The 16,908-nt window shown below is 62.3% G+C and carries 19 protein-coding genes and 1 other RNA gene; 7 read left to right on the top strand and 13 right to left on the bottom strand.

What is annotated here, in order from left to right:
* Nucleotides 1–15: 15 nt before the first annotated feature.
* The 4 genes from rplK to rpmG form a co-directional block, all read right to left on the bottom strand.
* Nucleotides 16–441, bottom strand: a complete 426-nt coding sequence (rplK, locus tag NE547_RS12700) for a 50S ribosomal protein L11 (RefSeq protein ID WP_186907037.1) — start codon at nt 439–441, stop codon at nt 16–18.
* Between the two features lie 92 nt (nt 442–533).
* On the bottom strand, nt 534–1,058 hold the full coding sequence (nusG, locus tag NE547_RS12695) for a transcription termination/antitermination protein NusG (protein ID WP_186907038.1): 525 nt from the start codon (nt 1,056–1,058) through the stop codon (nt 534–536).
* An 8-nt stretch (nt 1,059–1,066) separates the two neighbouring features.
* Nucleotides 1,067–1,396 (bottom strand): preprotein translocase subunit SecE, encoded by a 330-nt coding sequence (gene secE, locus NE547_RS12690; RefSeq protein WP_256176098.1) that lies wholly within the window; start codon nt 1,394–1,396, stop codon nt 1,067–1,069.
* A gap of 41 nt (nt 1,397–1,437) precedes the next feature.
* The gene (gene rpmG / locus NE547_RS12685; protein WP_186907040.1) at nt 1,438–1,602 is read right to left on the bottom strand and encodes a 50S ribosomal protein L33; all 165 of its coding nucleotides are present in this window, start codon (nt 1,600–1,602) and stop codon (nt 1,438–1,440) included.
* Nucleotides 1,603–1,976: 374 nt separating this feature from the next.
* Here rpmG and ruvX point away from each other — a divergent pair, with 374 nt between their 5' ends.
* Both ruvX and NE547_RS12675 read left to right on the top strand, forming a co-directional pair.
* Nucleotides 1,977–2,399: a Holliday junction resolvase RuvX gene (gene ruvX, locus NE547_RS12680; protein ID WP_186907041.1), complete on the top strand. Its 423-nt coding sequence runs from the start codon at nt 1,977–1,979 to the stop codon at nt 2,397–2,399.
* Nucleotides 2,400–2,431: 32 nt separating this feature from the next.
* Nucleotides 2,432–2,743 carry a putative quinol monooxygenase gene (locus NE547_RS12675; protein ID WP_186907042.1) on the top strand — a complete coding sequence of 104 codons (312 nt, stop codon included), beginning with the start codon at nt 2,432–2,434 and terminating at the stop codon, nt 2,741–2,743.
* Here the strand turns inward: NE547_RS12675 and NE547_RS12670 are convergent.
* The 6 genes from NE547_RS12670 to NE547_RS12645 form a co-directional block, all read right to left on the bottom strand.
* A complete protein-coding gene (locus NE547_RS12670) occupies nt 2,706–3,086 on the bottom strand; it encodes a sulfite exporter TauE/SafE family protein (RefSeq protein WP_256176097.1) in 381 nt (126 codons plus the stop codon). The genes NE547_RS12675 and NE547_RS12670 overlap by 38 nt on opposite strands.
* Nucleotides 3,086–3,454: a sulfite exporter TauE/SafE family protein gene (locus tag NE547_RS12665; RefSeq protein WP_243204707.1), complete on the bottom strand. Its 369-nt coding sequence runs from the start codon at nt 3,452–3,454 to the stop codon at nt 3,086–3,088. The genes NE547_RS12670 and NE547_RS12665 overlap by 1 nt, the downstream gene beginning before the upstream one ends.
* An 87-nt stretch (nt 3,455–3,541) precedes the next feature.
* Entirely contained in the window at nt 3,542–4,258 is a 717-nt protein-coding gene (locus NE547_RS12660) for a ThiF family adenylyltransferase (protein ID WP_186907045.1), read from the bottom strand.
* Nucleotides 4,259–4,568: 310 nt separating this feature from the next.
* Nucleotides 4,569–6,164 (bottom strand): peptidylprolyl isomerase, encoded by a 1,596-nt coding sequence (locus NE547_RS12655; protein ID WP_256176096.1) that lies wholly within the window; start codon nt 6,162–6,164, stop codon nt 4,569–4,571.
* 157 nt (nt 6,165–6,321) lie between these two features.
* Nucleotides 6,322–6,524, bottom strand: a non-coding RNA gene (ssrS, locus tag NE547_RS12650) — 6S RNA.
* 20 nt (nt 6,525–6,544) lie between these two features.
* Nucleotides 6,545–6,850 (bottom strand): DUF1292 domain-containing protein, encoded by a 306-nt coding sequence (locus tag NE547_RS12645; RefSeq protein ID WP_207723709.1) that lies wholly within the window; start codon nt 6,848–6,850, stop codon nt 6,545–6,547.
* 238 nt (nt 6,851–7,088) lie between these two features.
* On the opposite strand from NE547_RS12645, the gene NE547_RS12640 reads away from it, so the two are divergent.
* Nucleotides 7,089–9,767, top strand: a complete 2,679-nt coding sequence (locus NE547_RS12640) for a transglycosylase domain-containing protein (RefSeq protein ID WP_256176095.1) — start codon at nt 7,089–7,091, stop codon at nt 9,765–9,767.
* A 112-nt stretch (nt 9,768–9,879) separates the two neighbouring features.
* Here NE547_RS12640 and ytvI read toward each other — a convergent pair whose 3' ends face one another.
* Complete coding sequence (gene ytvI, locus NE547_RS12635; protein ID WP_256176094.1) at nt 9,880–10,959, bottom strand: sporulation integral membrane protein YtvI; 1,080 nt, start codon at nt 10,957–10,959, stop codon at nt 9,880–9,882.
* Between the two features lie 182 nt (nt 10,960–11,141).
* Between ytvI and NE547_RS12630 the strand changes: the two genes are divergently transcribed.
* The 3 genes from NE547_RS12630 to NE547_RS12620 all read left to right on the top strand — a co-directional run bounded on the left by NE547_RS12630 (nt 11,142) and on the right by NE547_RS12620 (nt 14,140).
* A complete protein-coding gene (locus NE547_RS12630; RefSeq protein WP_186907049.1) occupies nt 11,142–11,582 on the top strand; it encodes an ACT domain-containing protein in 441 nt (146 codons plus the stop codon).
* A 34-nt stretch (nt 11,583–11,616) separates the two neighbouring features.
* Entirely contained in the window at nt 11,617–12,831 is a 1,215-nt protein-coding gene (locus tag NE547_RS12625; protein WP_256176093.1) for a homoserine dehydrogenase, read from the top strand.
* Nucleotides 12,832–12,913: 82 nt separating this feature from the next.
* Nucleotides 12,914–14,140, top strand: a complete 1,227-nt coding sequence (locus NE547_RS12620) for an aspartate kinase (RefSeq protein ID WP_186907051.1) — start codon at nt 12,914–12,916, stop codon at nt 14,138–14,140.
* A gap of 351 nt (nt 14,141–14,491) precedes the next feature.
* Here NE547_RS12620 and NE547_RS12615 read toward each other — a convergent pair whose 3' ends face one another.
* Together NE547_RS12615 and NE547_RS12610 are read right to left on the bottom strand one after the other, a co-directional pair.
* Entirely contained in the window at nt 14,492–15,262 is a 771-nt protein-coding gene (locus NE547_RS12615) for a sulfite exporter TauE/SafE family protein (protein WP_256176092.1), read from the bottom strand.
* Nucleotides 15,247–15,696, bottom strand: a complete 450-nt coding sequence (locus NE547_RS12610; RefSeq protein ID WP_256176091.1) for a MarR family winged helix-turn-helix transcriptional regulator — start codon at nt 15,694–15,696, stop codon at nt 15,247–15,249. The genes NE547_RS12615 and NE547_RS12610 overlap by 16 nt, the downstream gene beginning before the upstream one ends.
* 181 nt (nt 15,697–15,877) lie before the next feature.
* On the opposite strand from NE547_RS12610, the gene NE547_RS12605 reads away from it, so the two are divergent.
* Nucleotides 15,878–16,738: a patatin family protein gene (locus NE547_RS12605; RefSeq protein WP_353845864.1), complete on the top strand. Its 861-nt coding sequence runs from the start codon at nt 15,878–15,880 to the stop codon at nt 16,736–16,738.
* Nucleotides 16,739–16,908 lie beyond the last annotated feature (170 nt).

Genomic DNA, 16,908 nt, shown 5'->3' with positions numbered 1-16,908 from the left:
TTACCCTCCTTCGCCTTACTCGCCGACCACAACGCCCATGGAGCGGGCGGTGCCGGCGATCATGCTCATGGCCGCCTCGATGCTGGCCGCGTTCAGGTCGGGCATCTTGGTCTCGGCGATCTTGCGCACGTCCTCTTTGCTGATGGTGGCCACCTTGGTCTTGTTGGGGACGCCGGAGCCGGACTCGATGCTGCACGCCTTCTTAATGAGGACGGCGGCGGGAGGCGTCTTGGTGATGAAGGTGAAGGAGCGGTCGGCGTAGACGGTGATGACCACGGGGATGATCAGGCCCACGTCGTTCTTGGTGCGCTCGTTGAATTCCTTGGTAAAAGCGGCGATATTGATGCCGTGCTGGCCGAGGGCGGGACCCACGGGGGGAGCGGGAGTCGCCTTGCCGGCCGGAATCTGCAGTTTGACGTAACCAGTAACTTTCTGTGCCATTTGAAACAGCACCTCCTACGAAAAATGTGGTTGGAAGCGGAACCCGTTCCGGGTCCCTCCCACGTGCGGGGGATAAGGCCGCCAGGCGGCCCTTAGCGGTTGACCGGCTCCACCTGGTCGAGCTCCAGCTCGACCGGGGTCTCGCGGCCAAACATGGAGACTACGACGCGGACCTTGCTGCGGTCCAGGTCGATCTCCTCCACGGTGCCCAGAAAGGATTCCAGAGCGCCGTCGGTGATCTTCACGCTGTCACCCACCTGATAGCCCACGACGATCTCGCGTTTCTCCACGCCCAGGGCGGCGATCTCCTCGTCCGTGAGGGGAATCGCCTTGTTGCCCGAGCCTACGAAGCCGGTGACGCCGCGGACGTTGCGCACCAGGTGCCAGGTCTCGTCCGTCATGACCATCTTAACCAGCACGTAGCCGGGAAATACCTTGCGTTCCACGGTCTTGGGGCCGTTGTCAGTGATCTCGGTGACAGTCTCCATGGGTATGTTGACCTCGTGGATCAGCTCGTGCATGCCGCGGTTTTCCACGGCTTTCTCGATGCTGGCGGCCACAGTGTTCTCATAGCCGGAATAGGTATGGGCCACATACCATTTCGCGTTGTCAGCCATTTCGCACCCTAACCCTTGCCGAACAGGGCCAGCAGGGCGCTGATCACGGAGCTGGCCAGCCAGTCGAACAGCCAGATGCAAATGCCCACGATAATGCAGCAGACGATGACGATGACGGTGTTGTTGAGGGTCTGTTTGCCGGTGGGCCAGACGACCTTCTTCAGCTCGCTCCTCATTTCCTTGAACCACTTGCCGATGCGGGCGAAGATGCCGGGCTTGGCGTCCTTTTTCTTGTCGGGCTTAGCGTCCTTCTTTTTGTCCGCCTTGGCGGGCTTTTCGGGGGCGGCCGTTCCTTCTTCCTCGACAGAGGCCTGCTCGAGCTTCTCGTTTTCAGACATTCCGTTTAACCCTTCTTTCTTCTGAGCCGTTTCAGCACTCATTACTTGGTCTCGTTGTGAACCGTGTGCTTCCTGCAGAAGGGGCAGTACTTGTTCAGCTCCAGACGGTCGGGAGTATTCTTCTTGTTCTTGTTGGTGACGTAGTTTCTCTGCTTGCACTCGGCGCAGCGCAGGGTGATCTTCACCCGGGAACCAACCTTTGCCATGTGTTCGGCACCTCCTTCATTTGTTGGCCGCGGACATAAAAAATGCCGGACGCGGCCTGTGGGCCGAATCCAGCAACGCACGGGCGCGCTTTGCGCGCCCCGATCTACGTTACGGTGCGGATCCGGCAAGCTTGCCTCCCTATGTCCTCCGTTGGAAGGGAAAGGGGTTCATGCGCCATCACACCGTAAAAATGCGCACAAAAAAAGAGCCCTTTTTCATAGGTGAAAGTAGTTTATCATAGCTGTTCCGGCAAGTCAAGGCTTTTTCCTTGTTTTTTACATGGTTTCCCTGTATAATGCGTAGCGTACGAAGCCGCCGCCGTGCGGCCGCTTCGCGGGAGCGTTTCACTGTGAGAGCAGAGGAGAGGATATCGTTGCGCATTATGGCCATTGATTACGGCGACGCCCGAACGGGCGTGGCCATTTCGGATCCAACCGGCCTTCTGGCCGGACATACTGCCGTGATCCGCAGCCGCAAACCGGAGTTTGTGGCGGAAGAGCTGGCGCGGATCGCGGCGGAACACGGCGTGGAGGAGCTGGTGATGGGCTTTCCACGAAACATGGACGGCACCGAGGGGCCCCGGGCAGAGCGCTATCGTGCGTTTGCGGACCGGGTGGAAGAGGCGGTGGGCCGCAGGCCGGTGCTCTGGGACGAGCGCCGGACCACGGTGGAGGCCCACAACATCCTCCATGCCTCCGGCAAGCGGATGAAAGAGCACAAAAAGACGGTGGACGCAGTGGCGGCTACGTTGATCCTGGAGGGCTATCTGACCTACAAGAGAACGCAGAAGCCCTGATTACGGCACAGAGGAAAAGGAGAACGGTCAAAATGGCGGTAAATGCGATTGTGGTGAACGTGATCTATCAGGCGAAGCCCGGCATGCGGGAGCGGTTTGTGGAAGAAGTAACGCGGCACGGGATCTTAAGCGAGACCCGGGCGGAGGCGGGGTGCCTCCGATATGAGTATTTTGCGGCGCTGGATGATCCGGACCGTCTCTTCCTGCTGGAGCACTGGGCGGATCAGGCGGCGGTGGAGCGCCACAGAGGGACGAAGCACATGGCGCAGCTGCAGGAGCTCAAGCGCATTTATGTGGCGGAGTGCGTCATCCAGCGGTTTGATCCCCCTGCGCCGGTTTGCTGAACAGCTCCCGCAGGCCGATGACGATGAGAAAGCCGCCGAAGCATCGGTGGAGCAGTTCCACATCCAGGGCGGTAGCGGCCCAGGCGGCCAGCGCGGTCCCGGCCAGTCCGGTCAGAATGGCCGGGAGCAGGGTGCCCCGGTCGATATATCCATTTTTGATGTGGGCGGGCAGGGCCGTGGCCGCGGTGGGGAGAAAGTAGAGCAGATTGATCCCCTGGGCCAGGGTCTGGGGGATGCCGGCGAAGGCGGTCATATAGATCAGCAGCAGCGTGCCGCCGCCGATACCGAAGCCGGAGAGTACGCCGGTGGCCGCCCCGGCGATGAGCGGAACGAGCCAGCCCATCAGAACAAGAGGGCCTTGACGCCGCCGTAGAGGATGAGCAGGGCGAAGGCCCGCCGCAGCCAAGTCATATTCAGACGCTTGAACACCCGCCCGCCGAGAAAGCCTCCTGCCAGCCCGCCGGCCAGATAGGGAAGGGCGGCCGTCAGATCCAGCCCGCCCCGGAGGAAGTAGATCGCCGAGGAGAGTGCGCACAGGGGCAGGATGATGGCGATGGACGTGGCGAAGGCCCGGCGCTGGTCCAATCCGCACCAGCGGGTGAGCAGGGGCACCAGGATCATGCCCCCGCCGCCGCCGAAAAAGCCGTTGGCAAGGCCGGCGGCGCCTCCGGCTGCCGCGCTGCGCAGCCGGGACGAAGTCTGTTTTTCCAAAAAGCATCCCTCCATTGGCGTTAGTTTGCCAATGGAGGGATCTTTTATGCGCGAAAGCAGGGAGGCGGACGATGCGCCCGCCGGCGCTTACGGCTGCAGACCGGTCAGAGCCATGACCACGTCGCCCGCCAGCATAAGGCCGGCGACCGGGGGAACCCAGGCCACGCTGCCGGGAACACTGCGGCGGCCGGGCGGGGGAGCTTCCCGCTGTTCGGCGGCCTTTGGCGCCTCCGGCGACCATAGGACCCGGTGGTGGAGGATGCCCCGCTTACGCAGCTCCTTGCGCACCACCCGGGCCAGGGGACAGCCCTCGGTCTGGGCCAGGTCCCCAATGCGGAACTGCGAGGGGTCCAGCTTATTGCCGGTGCCCAGGGAAGAGAGGATGGGAAGGCCGCGGCTCAGGGCGGTCTCGATCAGGTCCAGCTTGCAGGAAACCAGGTCGATGCAGTCCACCACATAGTCGTACCGCGTCCCGAAAAACCGCTCCCGGGTCTCCGGCTCGTATTTTTCGGCCAGAACGGTGAGGCGGCATTCCGGGTTGATGTCCGCCGCACGTTCCGCCATGGCCTGGGCCTTGGGCCGGCCCAGGGTGGAGACCGTGGCTTCCGCCTGCCGGTTCAGGTTGGTAAGGCCCACCTCGTCATGGTCGATGAGGGTGAGCGCGCCCACGCCGGAGCGGGCCAGGGCCTCGGCGCACCAGCTGCCCACGCCGCCCAGGCCGAATACGGCCACGTGGGCGGCGTTCAGCCGCGCCATGCCTTCCCGGCCCAGGAGCATTTCCGTGCGTAAAAATCGTTCGTCCATCGCAAAGGCCTCCCATACTGTGCCGGCCGAAGGGGGAGCGGCCCCATCCGGCCGGCGGATCGAAACAGGCAGGGCGCCTGCTTCCCCATCATCTGCATGACGGCCGGGGCCCGATTGCTTGTGCAATCGCCGCCCCGGCCGTCATGGGAAGGGTCCGTTCCGACGTGCATACCGCCGGAACGGACGGAGTTGCCTTTTGTCCCGCCGCCTCCCCGCGCGGGGAGCGCGGCGTCCGGAAAACAGCAAAGCGGGCAACGGCAACCCGGTGCGGAGCTGGGATGCCGCCAGACGGCCGAGCCGGATTACCGGATCAGCCCACGTAGGAGAGGCCGCTGCCTTCGACGACCTCCAGCCCCTCGGTCAGACCGTTGACCCAGGCGGTCAGCTGATCGTTGAGCAGGGTGTTGCGCACGCTGATCGTCCACTTGGGGTCGTTCCAGGACTGGAAGTAGATCACATGCCAGCCCTGCTGGCCGCTCTGGGTATTTTCAATCAGGCCGGTATCGCCCTGGGTGTGTTCATCGTTGAAGATCCAGTCGTTGAAGCCGGCAAACATCTGGCCGTCGTAGACCGCTTCATACAGGCCGCCGCTGGTATTGGAGCCGGTATCGTCGGAGTGCGCTTCGGCCAGGGCGCCGAACGATTCGGCGGTCCGCTCTCCGCTCTCCCACTGGGCCAGCAGGTCCTCGGCCTCGGCCTTGGCGGCGTCCAGGGCCTCCTGCGTGGGCACGGCGGACTCGTCCACATCGCTGGTGGCGGCGTCATCCTCCTGGGTCAGCTCGGCTTTGATGAGGATATGGCGGATGTCGGCGGTGGGGGTCTCGTCCAGATAGCGGTCCAGGAAGAGCACCACATAATAGCCGCCGCTGCCTTCGATGACCTCCACGTCGCCGGCCTTGCGGTCCGCGTCGGTCAGCCAGCTGCCGTAAGTGGAATAGGAGGACAGGCTGGAGCCGGAGGTGCCGGTGCGCAGGGAGTAGTCGGGGTCGCTCTCATAGGACGCGCGGCTGCTCTCGGCCACATAATCGGGGGCCAGTTCGGCAAAGGCGGCGCTGCGGTCGTCGGCCGCGGAGACCTTGGAGACCAGCTCGTCCGCTTTGACCTTGGCGGCGGCCAGAGCGGCGGCCTTTTCTTCCTCCGTAGCCTCCACGGTATTGCCCTCGGAATCAGTGCCGCTGGGAGCGGTGCCGCTGATAAAGAGGTAGCGATAGTCGTAGCTGTCCAGCTCGGCGGCGTGCGCTTCATAGTAGGTCTGGATCTCCTCGTCGGAGACGGCGAAGGAGTCGGAGATCTTGGTGGTGTAGCTGTTGACCAGGGCCGCGCGCTTCATGCAGGTTTCATAGCGGCTGGGGGTCATATAGGGCCCGAAGACCGCCTTCAGATAGGTGGCATAGGTGTAACCGTTGGAGGAGGCGTTTTCCTTCATGGTGTTCACGGAGGCGGCCACATGATCCAGTTCCTCCTGGGTGAGGGTAAAGCCCTCGGCCTCGGCGGCATTTTCCACGGCGGCCACCTCGGTCAGCGTCTCCAGAGTGGTCTGAAGGAACTTGTCATGATAGCTCTGGGTCTGGTTGGCGTCCACGTACTGCGTGCGCAGATCGCTCTGGGGGTCAAAGGCGTAGGTCTGGTAGTACTCGTACTGCACCAGACTGCGGTAATAGTATTCCACGTCGGCGGGACTGTAATCCCGGCCGCCTACGCTGACGGCGGTCGTACGGCTCTGGAAGAAGCCGGAGTGCCACACCAGCAGCACGACCACAAGAGCAGCGACCACGATCCCGATGACCGTATATAGTATGGCCTTGTGCTTGGCGGCTTTCTGTTCCTCAAGCTCCTTCCGCTGCTTTTGCGACAGACCCTGATTGGGGTCGTTTTGGCGCTGTTTCTTTTCTCTGGATGCGCTCATTTGTAGCTTCAGTCCTCTCGTAAATGTTGCTTACACGATAGCATTTTGACATTATACAGGAAATTGGCCCGGCTTTCAAGCCCCAAACGATGTTTTACAGTTTGTTCAAACAAAAGCCCCGGGAAAAAAGAAAGCCCCACGAAACAATGTTTCGTGGGGTGATCCCGCTCTGGCCGTGCGAGCCCGATTTAAAACCTGCACGAAATCGGCAGGTGGGTCGCCTCCACGGTGTTTCGTCGCTTCCAACTTCCGGCCGCCCCGCGAAGGGGGCCGGGAGGCCTGCGGTCCGCACTGTGAGGGGGCGTCCCGTTTCAGAGATGTGGGTTTAAATAGGGCCCGTCACGCACCGAGCAGGAAAAACCTCGGCGGAAGGGGAACGATCATTCGCCCTCTTCGTCAAACAAAACATCCATAAACTGCTGATAGACCAGCTCCAACTCTTCCTCGCTGTCCAGGGTGGAGAGCTGTTCCTCGCCGTCCACGTCCACCACCTTCAGGATGATGAGACCGTATTCCTCGTCCAGGTCCACATCCTCCACAGCCTCGCCGCCTTCGTCCTCCACGGCAGGGAAAAAGGCCATGTAGGTCTGACCGTTATATTCTATTGTGTCCAGGTGCTCCAGCTCAAATTCATTGCCGTCCTCATCCGTAATGGTAATGAAATCCGGTCCGAATCCCTCGCTCATTCCGCATACCACGCTTTCTTGAATGACTGTTTTTCTCATCCATATTGTAACCGCACAGGCGGCAAAATGCAAGGGCAGGACGTGCCAAATTTTTACGAAAGGGGCAAAGACCAGAAAATGTAAAATATTAGGGTGGACAAGTTGGAAGTTCATGTTATAATATAAGCTGTTATTTTAGATGCTGTTTTCGGCACTCGTCTTGGAAGCTGTTTTCCACCAGAATTCGGAGGTGTTTTTTTTGGCAACGACCAATCACCCGGAGCACGGCAAACACCGGCGGCAGCGAAGCGCGGGATTTGCCGCCGCCGCCGTGGTGGGCAAGGTGCTGGGTACCCTCGTGCTCATCGGCGTCATCACCTGCGCCATCATGGCCTGCTTCGCCGTGGTCTACGTGCAGACCTACATCATTCCAAACGCCCATCTGGACGGCAATTTCGACATGAACCTGACCAGTACCATTTATTACAAGGACTCCGCCGGGGAGTATGTGGAGCATCTCTCTCTCCACGGAACGGAGAACCGGGAACTGGTGGAGTTCGAAGCGATCCCGCAGAATCTGGTCAACGCCACTGTGGCCATTGAGGACGAGCGGTTCTGGACCCACCCCGGCGTGGACTGGAAGCGCACCATCAACGGCGTGCTGCTGATGTTTACCGGCAAGGATATCCAGGGCGGCTCCACCATTACCCAGCAGCTCATCAAAAATTTTACCCAGTATGACGATGTGACGGTCAAGCGGAAGATCTTGGAGATCTTCCGGGCGCTGGAGTTTGACAAGACCTACTCCAAGGAACAGATTATGGAGTGGTACCTGAACTATATCTATCTGGGCGACAACTGCTACGGCGTGGCTACCGCCGCCCAGAACTACTTCGGCAAGGAACTGGACGAGCTCTCTCTGGCGGAATGCGCCAGTCTCATCAGCATCACCAACAACCCCTCCAAATACGGCCCCAATTCCAACCTCCGTGTTACCGACCCGGACACCGGTGCGGTAAAGACCGCCCGGGACTTCAACAAGGAGCGGCAGGAACTGGTGCTCTGGAAAATGTGGGATCTGGGCATGATCTCCGAGGAGGAGTATCGCTCGGCCGTGGCCGAGGAGCTGAACTTTACCCTGGGCGTGGACGAGGAGAAGCCCGCGGTGATCTACAACTGGTACGACGAGCAGGTGATCACCGATGTGATCCAGGACCTGTCGGCCAAGTACGGCTATTCCGATACCCTGGCCTCCAATATGGTCACCTCGGGCGGACTGAAGATCTACGCCTGCGCGGACCCGGACATCCAGGCTGTCGTGGAGGAGGTCTACACCAACCGGGAGAACCTGGTGCTCACCTCCGATTCCGGACAGCAGATCCAGTCTGCCATCGTCATCATTGATTCCGACGGAAACGTGGTGGGCCTGGCGGGCGCCATGGGGGAGAAGGAGAGCAACCGGGTATGGAACTTTGCAAGCCGTTCCACCCGGCAGCCCGGCTCTTCCATCAAGCCTCTGTCGGTCTACGCTCCCGCCCTGGAGATGGGGCTGATCTCCCCGATCTCCACCTTTGACGACTATCCTGTGCAGATGCTCGGCGGGACCGCGTGGCCGGCCAATTCCTATCTGAGCTACCGGGGCAGGATGACGGTGACCGAGGCGGTGGAGGACTCCTCCAACCCGGTGGCCGTGCGCGTGCTCCAGGAAGTCACGCCCGCTGAGTCCTACCAGTATATGACACAGCGCTTCGGCATCACCACCCTGGAGCAGGGCCGCGAGGTGAACGGAAAGACGGTCAGCGATCTGGGTCTGTCCCAGCTGGGCCTGGGCGGCCTGACCGACGGCGTGAAGGTCATCGAGATGGCCGGGGCGTACTCGGTCTTCCAGCGGGGCGGGCTATATGTCCGGCCCCGCACCTACCTGCGGGTGACGGACGATGCGGGCAATATCCTGCTGGACAACAGCCAGCGGGAGGACACGCCGGTGCTCAAGACCTCTACCGTCTGGTATATCAACAATCTGCTCAAACAGGTGGTCCAGAGCGGCACCGGCACCCAGGCCAAGATCTCCGGCATGACCGTGGCGGGCAAGACCGGTTCCACCACCAGTAATAACGACCGCTGGTTTGTGGGCTACACCCCCTATTATACCGCCGCCGTCTGGGTGGGGTATGAACTGCCCGAGCGCATCCGGGCGGGCGGCAGCAACCCGGCGGCGGTCCTGTGGCAGAAGGTCATGAGCCAGGTCCACGCGGGCCTGGAGAACCGGGAACTGGGCAGCAAGCCCGACGACCTGATCACCGTGCAGTACTGTCTGGACAGCGGCATGCGGGCCACCGAGGCCTGCACCCACGATGTACGGGGCAGCCGGGTGGCCACGGCGACTATCCTGCGCAGCGATGCGCCGCTGGAGGACTGCAGCCTTCATGCCGATGTGGAGGTCTGCACCGACAGTCCTATTCTGGACGACAGCGGCAGCCCGATCGCAGGACTGTACCATCTGGCGGGCGAATTCTGCCCCCGGGAAGGCAGCGGGGGGCTGGATCAGCAGGCCTCGGTGAAAACCGTGAGCGTGCTCGACTATGTACGGGAGAACATGGGCGGCAAGGCGGCCGCCGATGGGCAGTATCTGTTGGGCTATCTGGAGGCCCAGGGGACCTGTGATGTGCATACGTCGGCCATCGAGGCGCCGCCGGAGGAGTATGATCCGTATCTCTTCGATGTGACCGATCCTTCCACCTGGCCGACCCAGGAACAGTGGCCGGGCTTTGATCCGGCCAACCCGAGCACCTATCCCACCATTCCCACTGCGCCCCCGGCAACGGAGTCACCGGAGCCATCGGAGCCCCCGCAGCAGCCCGACTATCCGCTGGGACCGTCGGAGCCGGAGACGCCGCCCCCGGACGAGCCTTACGTCCCCGCGGACGGGGCGCACTAAAACGCAGCAAAGCGGAGCCCCCGGCGCAGAACGCCGGGGGCTCCGCTTTGCTGCGGCGGCCGAACAGGCTGCGGGCATTGCTGAAAGGCGGACAAGGCGAGGCCCCGGCGCCCTACGCCGGGGGCCTCGCGGCGTGCGGGCGCAGCGCGCTCCACAGCTGCCGTACCAACACAGCCAGCAGGGGCGCCAGGATCATTCCGGCCACGCCGAACGCCTGAAAGCCGACGTACAGACTCAGCAGGGCGGCCAGGGGCGGCAGGCCGACCCGGGAGCCGATCAGCCGGGGTTCCAGGAGGCTGCGTACCAGCCAGATCACCCCGTAGAGCACCGCAAGTCCCAGCGCCAGCTTCCAGTTCCCGCCCAGCAGGGAGACCAGGGCCCATGGAACCAGGACCGTCCCGGTGCCCAATACGGGCAGCGCGTCCACCAGGGCAATGAGAGCCGAGAGCACCAGGGCAAGATCCACCCGCAGCAGCAGCAGGCCCAGCGCCAGCTCCCCGAAGGTGATCAGCATGAGCAGGCCCTGCGCCTTCAGCCAGCCGCCCAGGGCCTGTTTCAGGCTGGTGGCGCCCCGGGCGGCCGGCTCCCGCCAGCGTTCCGGGATCGAGCGCTTCAGGGCGGCGCACAGCTCCGGCCGCCCTGCGCTGATGAAATAGGTGGCAAGCAGCGTGGTGAACAGGAAGAGCCCGGCTGCAGGCAGGGCGGCCAGCGCGCTGCTCACCGCTCCGGACAGCGTGTCGTAAAGACGGTTGGGCAGGGCGATGCCCTGCTCCAAAAGCCGCTCCATCAGCTGCTGTGCGTATTCCTGGAACGGTACCGGAAGGGCGATCTGAAAGCGGTAGAGCCATCCCTCCAGCCGGCGGGTCAGGGTGGGCAGACCGGAGAGCAGCGTGGGCAGACGGCCCAGCAGCAATGCGGCCTCATAACCAAGCCGCCAGAGCAGAAGCCCCAGCCCGGCCAGCAGCAGGAGGGAGAGCAGCCCGGCGCACAGGGCCGAGGCGCCCCAGCGGGGCAGATGCAGCCGCTGGGACAGCAGCCGCACGCCGGGCTCCAGCAGGGCGGCCAATGCCAGGGCAATCAGAAAAGGCGCCAGCCAGGGCAGCAGGAAACGCATACACAGCCAAAGCGCGCCCACACCCAGCCCGGCATACAGCAGCCCCAGAAGGAAGCGCGTGTGCCTGTCCTTCGGCATAAAAGCCCCCCTTCCAAAAAATATGTACAAAATGACGGGAATTCCCTTGGCAGGATCGACGAAATTGGGGGGAACGAGGGCGGATTTTGGCTTGCGCCGGGCAGGTGGGTGTGCTACAATAGGCCTCACATGGAAAACAAATGACTTTCTAGCATGGACATACGGAGGGAGGAGTGCATAAGATGGGCAAAACACCCGCATATTTTATCGTGGAAGCCGGTGCACTGCCGGAAGTCTTTCTCAAGGTAGCGGAGGCCAAGCGCCTGTTGGAGACCGGTGAGGTGGATACGGTGAATCTGGCCACCCGGCGGGTGGGGATCAGCCGCAGCGCTTTTTATAAGTATAAGGACACGGTGCGGCCCTTCAACGACATGCTCCACGGGCGCATCGTCACGTTTCAGATCCTGTTGAAGGATGAACCGGGCGTGCTCTCCTCGGTCCTGAATATCTTTGCCCAACAGGGCGGGAATATTCTGACCATCAATCAGGGCATTCCGGTCAGCGGCTGTGCCGCGGTGACCATCGGGGCGGAGACCTCGGGCCTGACGGTGTCCATGGAGGAACTGCTCCAGCTGGCGCTTCAGGTGGAGGGTGTGCTCCGGTGTGAGATTTTGGCGGGATAAGGACGTCCCGCAGACGAAAGGGAGGAAACGAGAAATGGTCAATGTGGCGATTTTAGGCTTCGGCGTGGTAGGCTCCGGCGTCGCGGAGGTGCTGGCTACCAATGGGGAGCATATCGATCACAAGGTGGAGGACCTGATCCGGCTGAAGTATATCCTGGATGTGAAGGACTTTCCGGACAGCCCCTTTGCGGACAAGGTCATCCACGATTTTTCCATCATTGAGAACGACCCCGAGGTCAATATCGTGGTGGAGACCATCGGCGGGGCCAAGGTGGCCAGAGAATTTACCGAACGGGCGCTGAAGGCGGGCAAAAGCGTGGTGACCTCCAACAAGGAGCTGGTGGCCGAGCACGGCCATGACCTGCTGAAGCTGGCGGAGGAGCACGGCGTGAGCTATCTCTTTGAGGCCAGCGTGGGGGGCGGCATCCCCATCATCCGCCCGCTGAATCAATGCCTGGCCGCCAATGAGATTACCGAGATCTGCGGCATCCTCAACGGCACCACCAACTATATCCTCACCCGCATGATCCGGGCGGGGCTGAGCTTTGCTGCGGCGCTGAAGGAGGCCCAGGAAAACGGCTATGCCGAGCAGGATCCCACCGCCGATATCGAAGGGCACGACGCCTGCCGCAAAATCTGCATCCTGGCTTCGCTGGCCTTTGGACGCCACGTGTATCCCGATCAGGTGCCTACCCAGGGTATCACCGGCGTGACGCTGGCCGACGTGGCGTATGCCGAGTCCTGCGGCAAAAAAATCAAGCTGCTGGGCCGCGCCATCCACCGCCCCGACGGCAGGGTCTGCGCCTTCGTGGCCCCGCATCTGGTGGATCTGGAGGACCCGCTCTCCGGAGTGGAGGACGTGTTCAACGCCATCACCGTCCGGGGCAACGCCATCGGAGACGTGATGTTCTACGGCCGGGGCGCGGGCAAGCTGCCCACCGCGTCCGCTGTAGTGGCCGATGTGATCGACGCGGCAAAGCACATGAAGACCAAGAAATACCTGGGCTGGGGGCCGGGCGGGGCCGAGGTGGCCGTGCCGCCCGCCGGGGTGGAGAGCGTGTGGTACGTCCGCGCCAACGCCGCTTCGGACCAGGTGCGCGCCGCGTTCCCCGGGGCCGTTTTCCTGGCCCGTCCCGGCGCGCCGGAGGGGGAGTGCGCCTTCCTCACCGGAACGGCCCTGACCCGGGGAATGCTGGACCAGGCCCTGTGCGGCCTGGACTGCGTCTGCGTGTTCCGGGTGCTGGACTGAGGGCATAAGATGGCGTAAGGCCCGGCGTATGCCGGGCCCCGTAAAGACGATCACATTTTCCTAATAGGGGGTACATATACCAATGGGACTCATTGTACAGAAATTCGGCGGCACCTCCGTCGCGGATGCCGACCGCATCCGCAACGTGGCCCGCATCATTACCGAGACCTACCGCCGGGGCCATAACGTGCTGGCGGTGCTCTCCGCCCAGGGGGATACCACCGATGACCTGATCGCCAAGGCGGCTCAGATCAATCCGCATGCCTCCAAGCGGGAGATGGATATGCTCCTGTCCACCGGCGAGCAGATCTCCTGCTCCCTGTGCGCCATGGCGATCGAGGCGATGGGTTATCCGGTGGTCTCCCTGACCGGCTGGCAGGCGGGCTTCCGCACCAACTCCGTCTACAGCGACGCACGCATCAAGCGCATCGATACCGAGCGGGTGTTGGCCGAGCTGGACAAAAAGGCCATCGTCATCGTCACCGGCTTCCAGGGGATCAATAAATACGACGATATCACCACCCTGGGCCGGGGCGGTTCGGATACTTCGGCGGTGGCCCTGGCGGCCGTGCTCCACGCGGATCTGTGCCAGATCTACACCGACGTGGACGGCGTCTTCACTGCCGATCCCCGCAGCGTGGAGGGCGCGGCCCAGCTGGACGAGATCACGTACGATGAAATGCTGGAGCTGGCCACCCTGGGCGCCCAGGTGCTCCACAACCGCAGCGTGGAGATGGCCAAGCGCTACGGCGTCAAGCTGGAGGTGCTCTCCAGCTTTTCCGGAAAGCCCGGCACCAAAGTCAAGGAGGTTGCAAAAACCATGGAAAAAATGCACGTCAGCGGTGTGGCAAAGGATAAAAACGTGGCCCGTCTGGCCGTGGTGGGCCTGGCCGACCAGCCCGGTATCGCCTTTAAGATCTTCTCCCTGCTGGCCAAGGAAAACGTAAACGTGGACATTATCCTCCAGTCCATCGGCCGCCACAATACCAAGGACATCAGCTTCACCGTGGGCAAGCAGGATATGGAGCGCACCAAGAAGCTGCTGGAGGATCATGTGGAGCTGCTGGGCTTCGACCACATCGACGTGAGCGACCAGATCGCCAAGATCTCCATCGTGGGCGCGGGCATGGTCCACAACCCCGGCGTGGCCGCCAAGATGTTTGAGGCCCTGTATAACGCCGGCATCAATATCAATATGATCTCCACCAGTGAGATCAAGGTCTCCGTGCTGGTGGATCTGGCCGATGCCGACCGGGCGGTCCAGGTCATCCACGACCGCTTTTTCAGCGAATTCGGGACGGGAAACTGAATGGATTCCAGCGGGGAGGGCCGCGCGGTACGGACCATTTTCAATCGGCGTGAGCTGTTTATCGCCGCTTCCATGCAGGAGCAGGCCCCATATCCGCGCAACATTGGCCCGGGAAGGGATCGACTACCCCGGATCCATACCAGGACCGGCGGGGCTGTGGATCGCCATGGCCCGCGGCGAGTGCCTGCGGGCGCTGCTGTTTCTCTGGCGCTGGCACAGACGGGACTGGAGACGCAGTCATCTGCTCGCTCTGTAAAAAACGTCCGGCGGACCTGTATGGTCCGCCGGACGTTTTCCGCGCCTGCGCCATGGGATGCGGCGTCTGCCTGTGTTTGGGGGAGCAAACGCCTATCAGGTCAGAAATTTGACGATCAGCATGGCCGCGCCCAGGGCGGCCAGGACCACGCCGGTAATGCGGTTGAGGGTCCTGGGTTCGGCCTTGTTGGCAAAGAGCGCGGAGCCGCGGGCTCCGGCCAGGGTGGCGATGACGCAGAGAATCAGGGCGGACAGATCGGGCGCGCCGCCGATGGCCATGTGGGAGGCCGCGCCGGTGAAGGCGGTAAAGGTCATAATGAATACGCTGGTGCCAACGGCGGTCTTCAATTCGTACCCCTGCACGCTGGTAAGCACCAGCAGCATCATCATGCCGCCGCCCGCGCCCACAAAGCCGCAGATGAAGCCCACTAGGATTCCGCAGAGGATGGATTGGACCACTTTCTGCCGCAGAGTCTTATGCTCCTGGGTCTCCTTCGTGGTCATGACAGGGCGCACGATAAATTTGATGCCCAGCAGAAGCGTCATGAGCACGGAAAAACCGCCCATGGCGGTATTGGGCATCCGGGAGGCGGCCCAGCTGCCCACCAGCGTGAACACCAGAACAGCCAGCAGCATGACCAGCCCGTTTTTGATGTCCAGATTCTTATGTTTTCCGTACGTATAGGCGGACACCGCTGAAGCCAGCACATCGGAGGCCAGAGAGATACCCACTGCCTCGTAGGCCGGAAAGCCGAGAAAGGTGATGAGCATCGGGGAGATGACCGCGGCGGCGGACAGGCCCGCCAGTCCCGTTCCGACACCGGCCCCCAGGCCGGCGATGATACAGACGATCAATTTGAGGAGCATACGTCAGAGGCCTCCTTCATATTTTGAAAAAATTGCCCGATCACCCGGTTCAGGACCTGCCGGTCCTCCGGGGCTACCGTCTGGAACAGCGCCTGAAAGAAGCTCCGCTGGGCCTGCTGGGCCTGCTGCACTGCGCCGGCGGCGGCGGGCAGCAGGCGCAGATGGATGTAACGCCGGTCCTGCGCGTCCTGTGCTCCGGCCAGAAAGCCCCGCCGGGTCAGACGGTCCACCGATTTGCAGACGTGGGATTTGGACAGGGAGCGCAGCGCCACGATGTCCCGGGCGGTGTCCAGCCCCGGATGGTTGGAGAGGAAGAGGATCACATCGATTTCATTGCGGGTCAGCCCCCAGGTCCGCTCCACCGGGTGCAGGGCGGCGGCATAGCGGCGGCGGCAGAGCTGGAACAGCTGCAGCAGGTCGCAGGGGTCGGACATGGCGCACCTCCGTGTAGTTCAAAAAAGAACGATTCAAACGAGAACTATTATAACCCTTTTCCACCAAAAGTCAAGACCTGTGCCGGGCAAACCGGTACTGCGGCGCGGGTGCAGCTGCGCCGTGCCGTACAAAAGAGTCTTTACACATGGAGATACCCGGACGTATAATCAAAAAGAGGAAGTGATTGGCTTGAAGACGGGAATCGTGCTGGAGGGCGGCGCCTTCCGTACCATTTTTTCCTGCGGCGTGTGCGACGCGCTGCTGGATACGGCGCTGCCCGATTACGTAGTCGGCGTCTCCGCGGGCATCGCCTATGGCGTGAGCTATGTTTCCCGGCAGCGGGGGCGTAACCTGGAGATCCTCACACGCTTTGTCAACGACAAGCGCTATATGGGGTTTTACAACCTGCTGCGGCGGGGTAACCGCTCTTATTTCGGGCTGGAGTTCATCTATACGACCATACCGGATGAGCTGGTGCCCTTTGACTACGATGCCTATGCCGCTTATCCCGGGCAGGTGGAGGCCGTGGTGACCAATCTGGATACAGGGCGGGCGGAATATCTGCCGGTGCCTCCTGGGCACGACGAGGATAAGGTCCTGCAGGCGACCTGCGCCCTGCCGCTTCTGTTCCCGGTCTACACGATCGGCGGCAGGCCCTGCCTGGACGGCGGCGCGGCGGATGCCATCCCCTATGAACGTGCGTTTGACCAGGGCTGCGACCGGGTGGTCGTAGTGCTTACCCGGGAGCGGGACTACCGGCGCGCCCCTGAGAAGCTCCAGACCCTGCTGGAGCAGACCTATCGGAGATACCCCCGTTTTTGCGACACGATGCGCCGTCGGGCGGAGACCTACAATGCGGCACGGGAGAAGCTGTTTCAGCTGGAACGGGAGGGGCGGGCGCTGGTGTTTGCCCCGCACAGCACCCGGGGCTTTTCCCGTACCGAGCGGGACGTGGAAAAGATCCGTGCGCTGTGGCAGGACGGCTGCGACCAGGGCCGGGAGCGTCTGGCCGAGGTGCGCGCTTTTTGGGGGCAGGGTTAAACGGAACGGCGAAGGGCGCGGGAAGAATCCCGCGCCCTTTGGTTTGGTAGTACCGCAGGCAACCCCCGGCTAAGCCGGGGGTAAAAAAGTAGCTTATAGCGAGGAGAAAAGTAGAAAAGAAAAAGGCTCCCTGTTAAAGTAAAAGTGGTTTGCCGACCACACAACTACGA

Origin of the sequence: Flavonifractor sp. DFI.6.63, from assembly GCF_024462255.1 — a bacterium.
In the GTDB taxonomy this organism is placed as follows: Bacteria; Bacillota; Clostridia; order Oscillospirales; family Oscillospiraceae; genus Lawsonibacter_A; species Lawsonibacter_A hominis.
The sequence above is the reverse complement of the archived record's forward strand: the minus strand, read 5'-3'. Positions and strand labels throughout refer to the sequence as shown.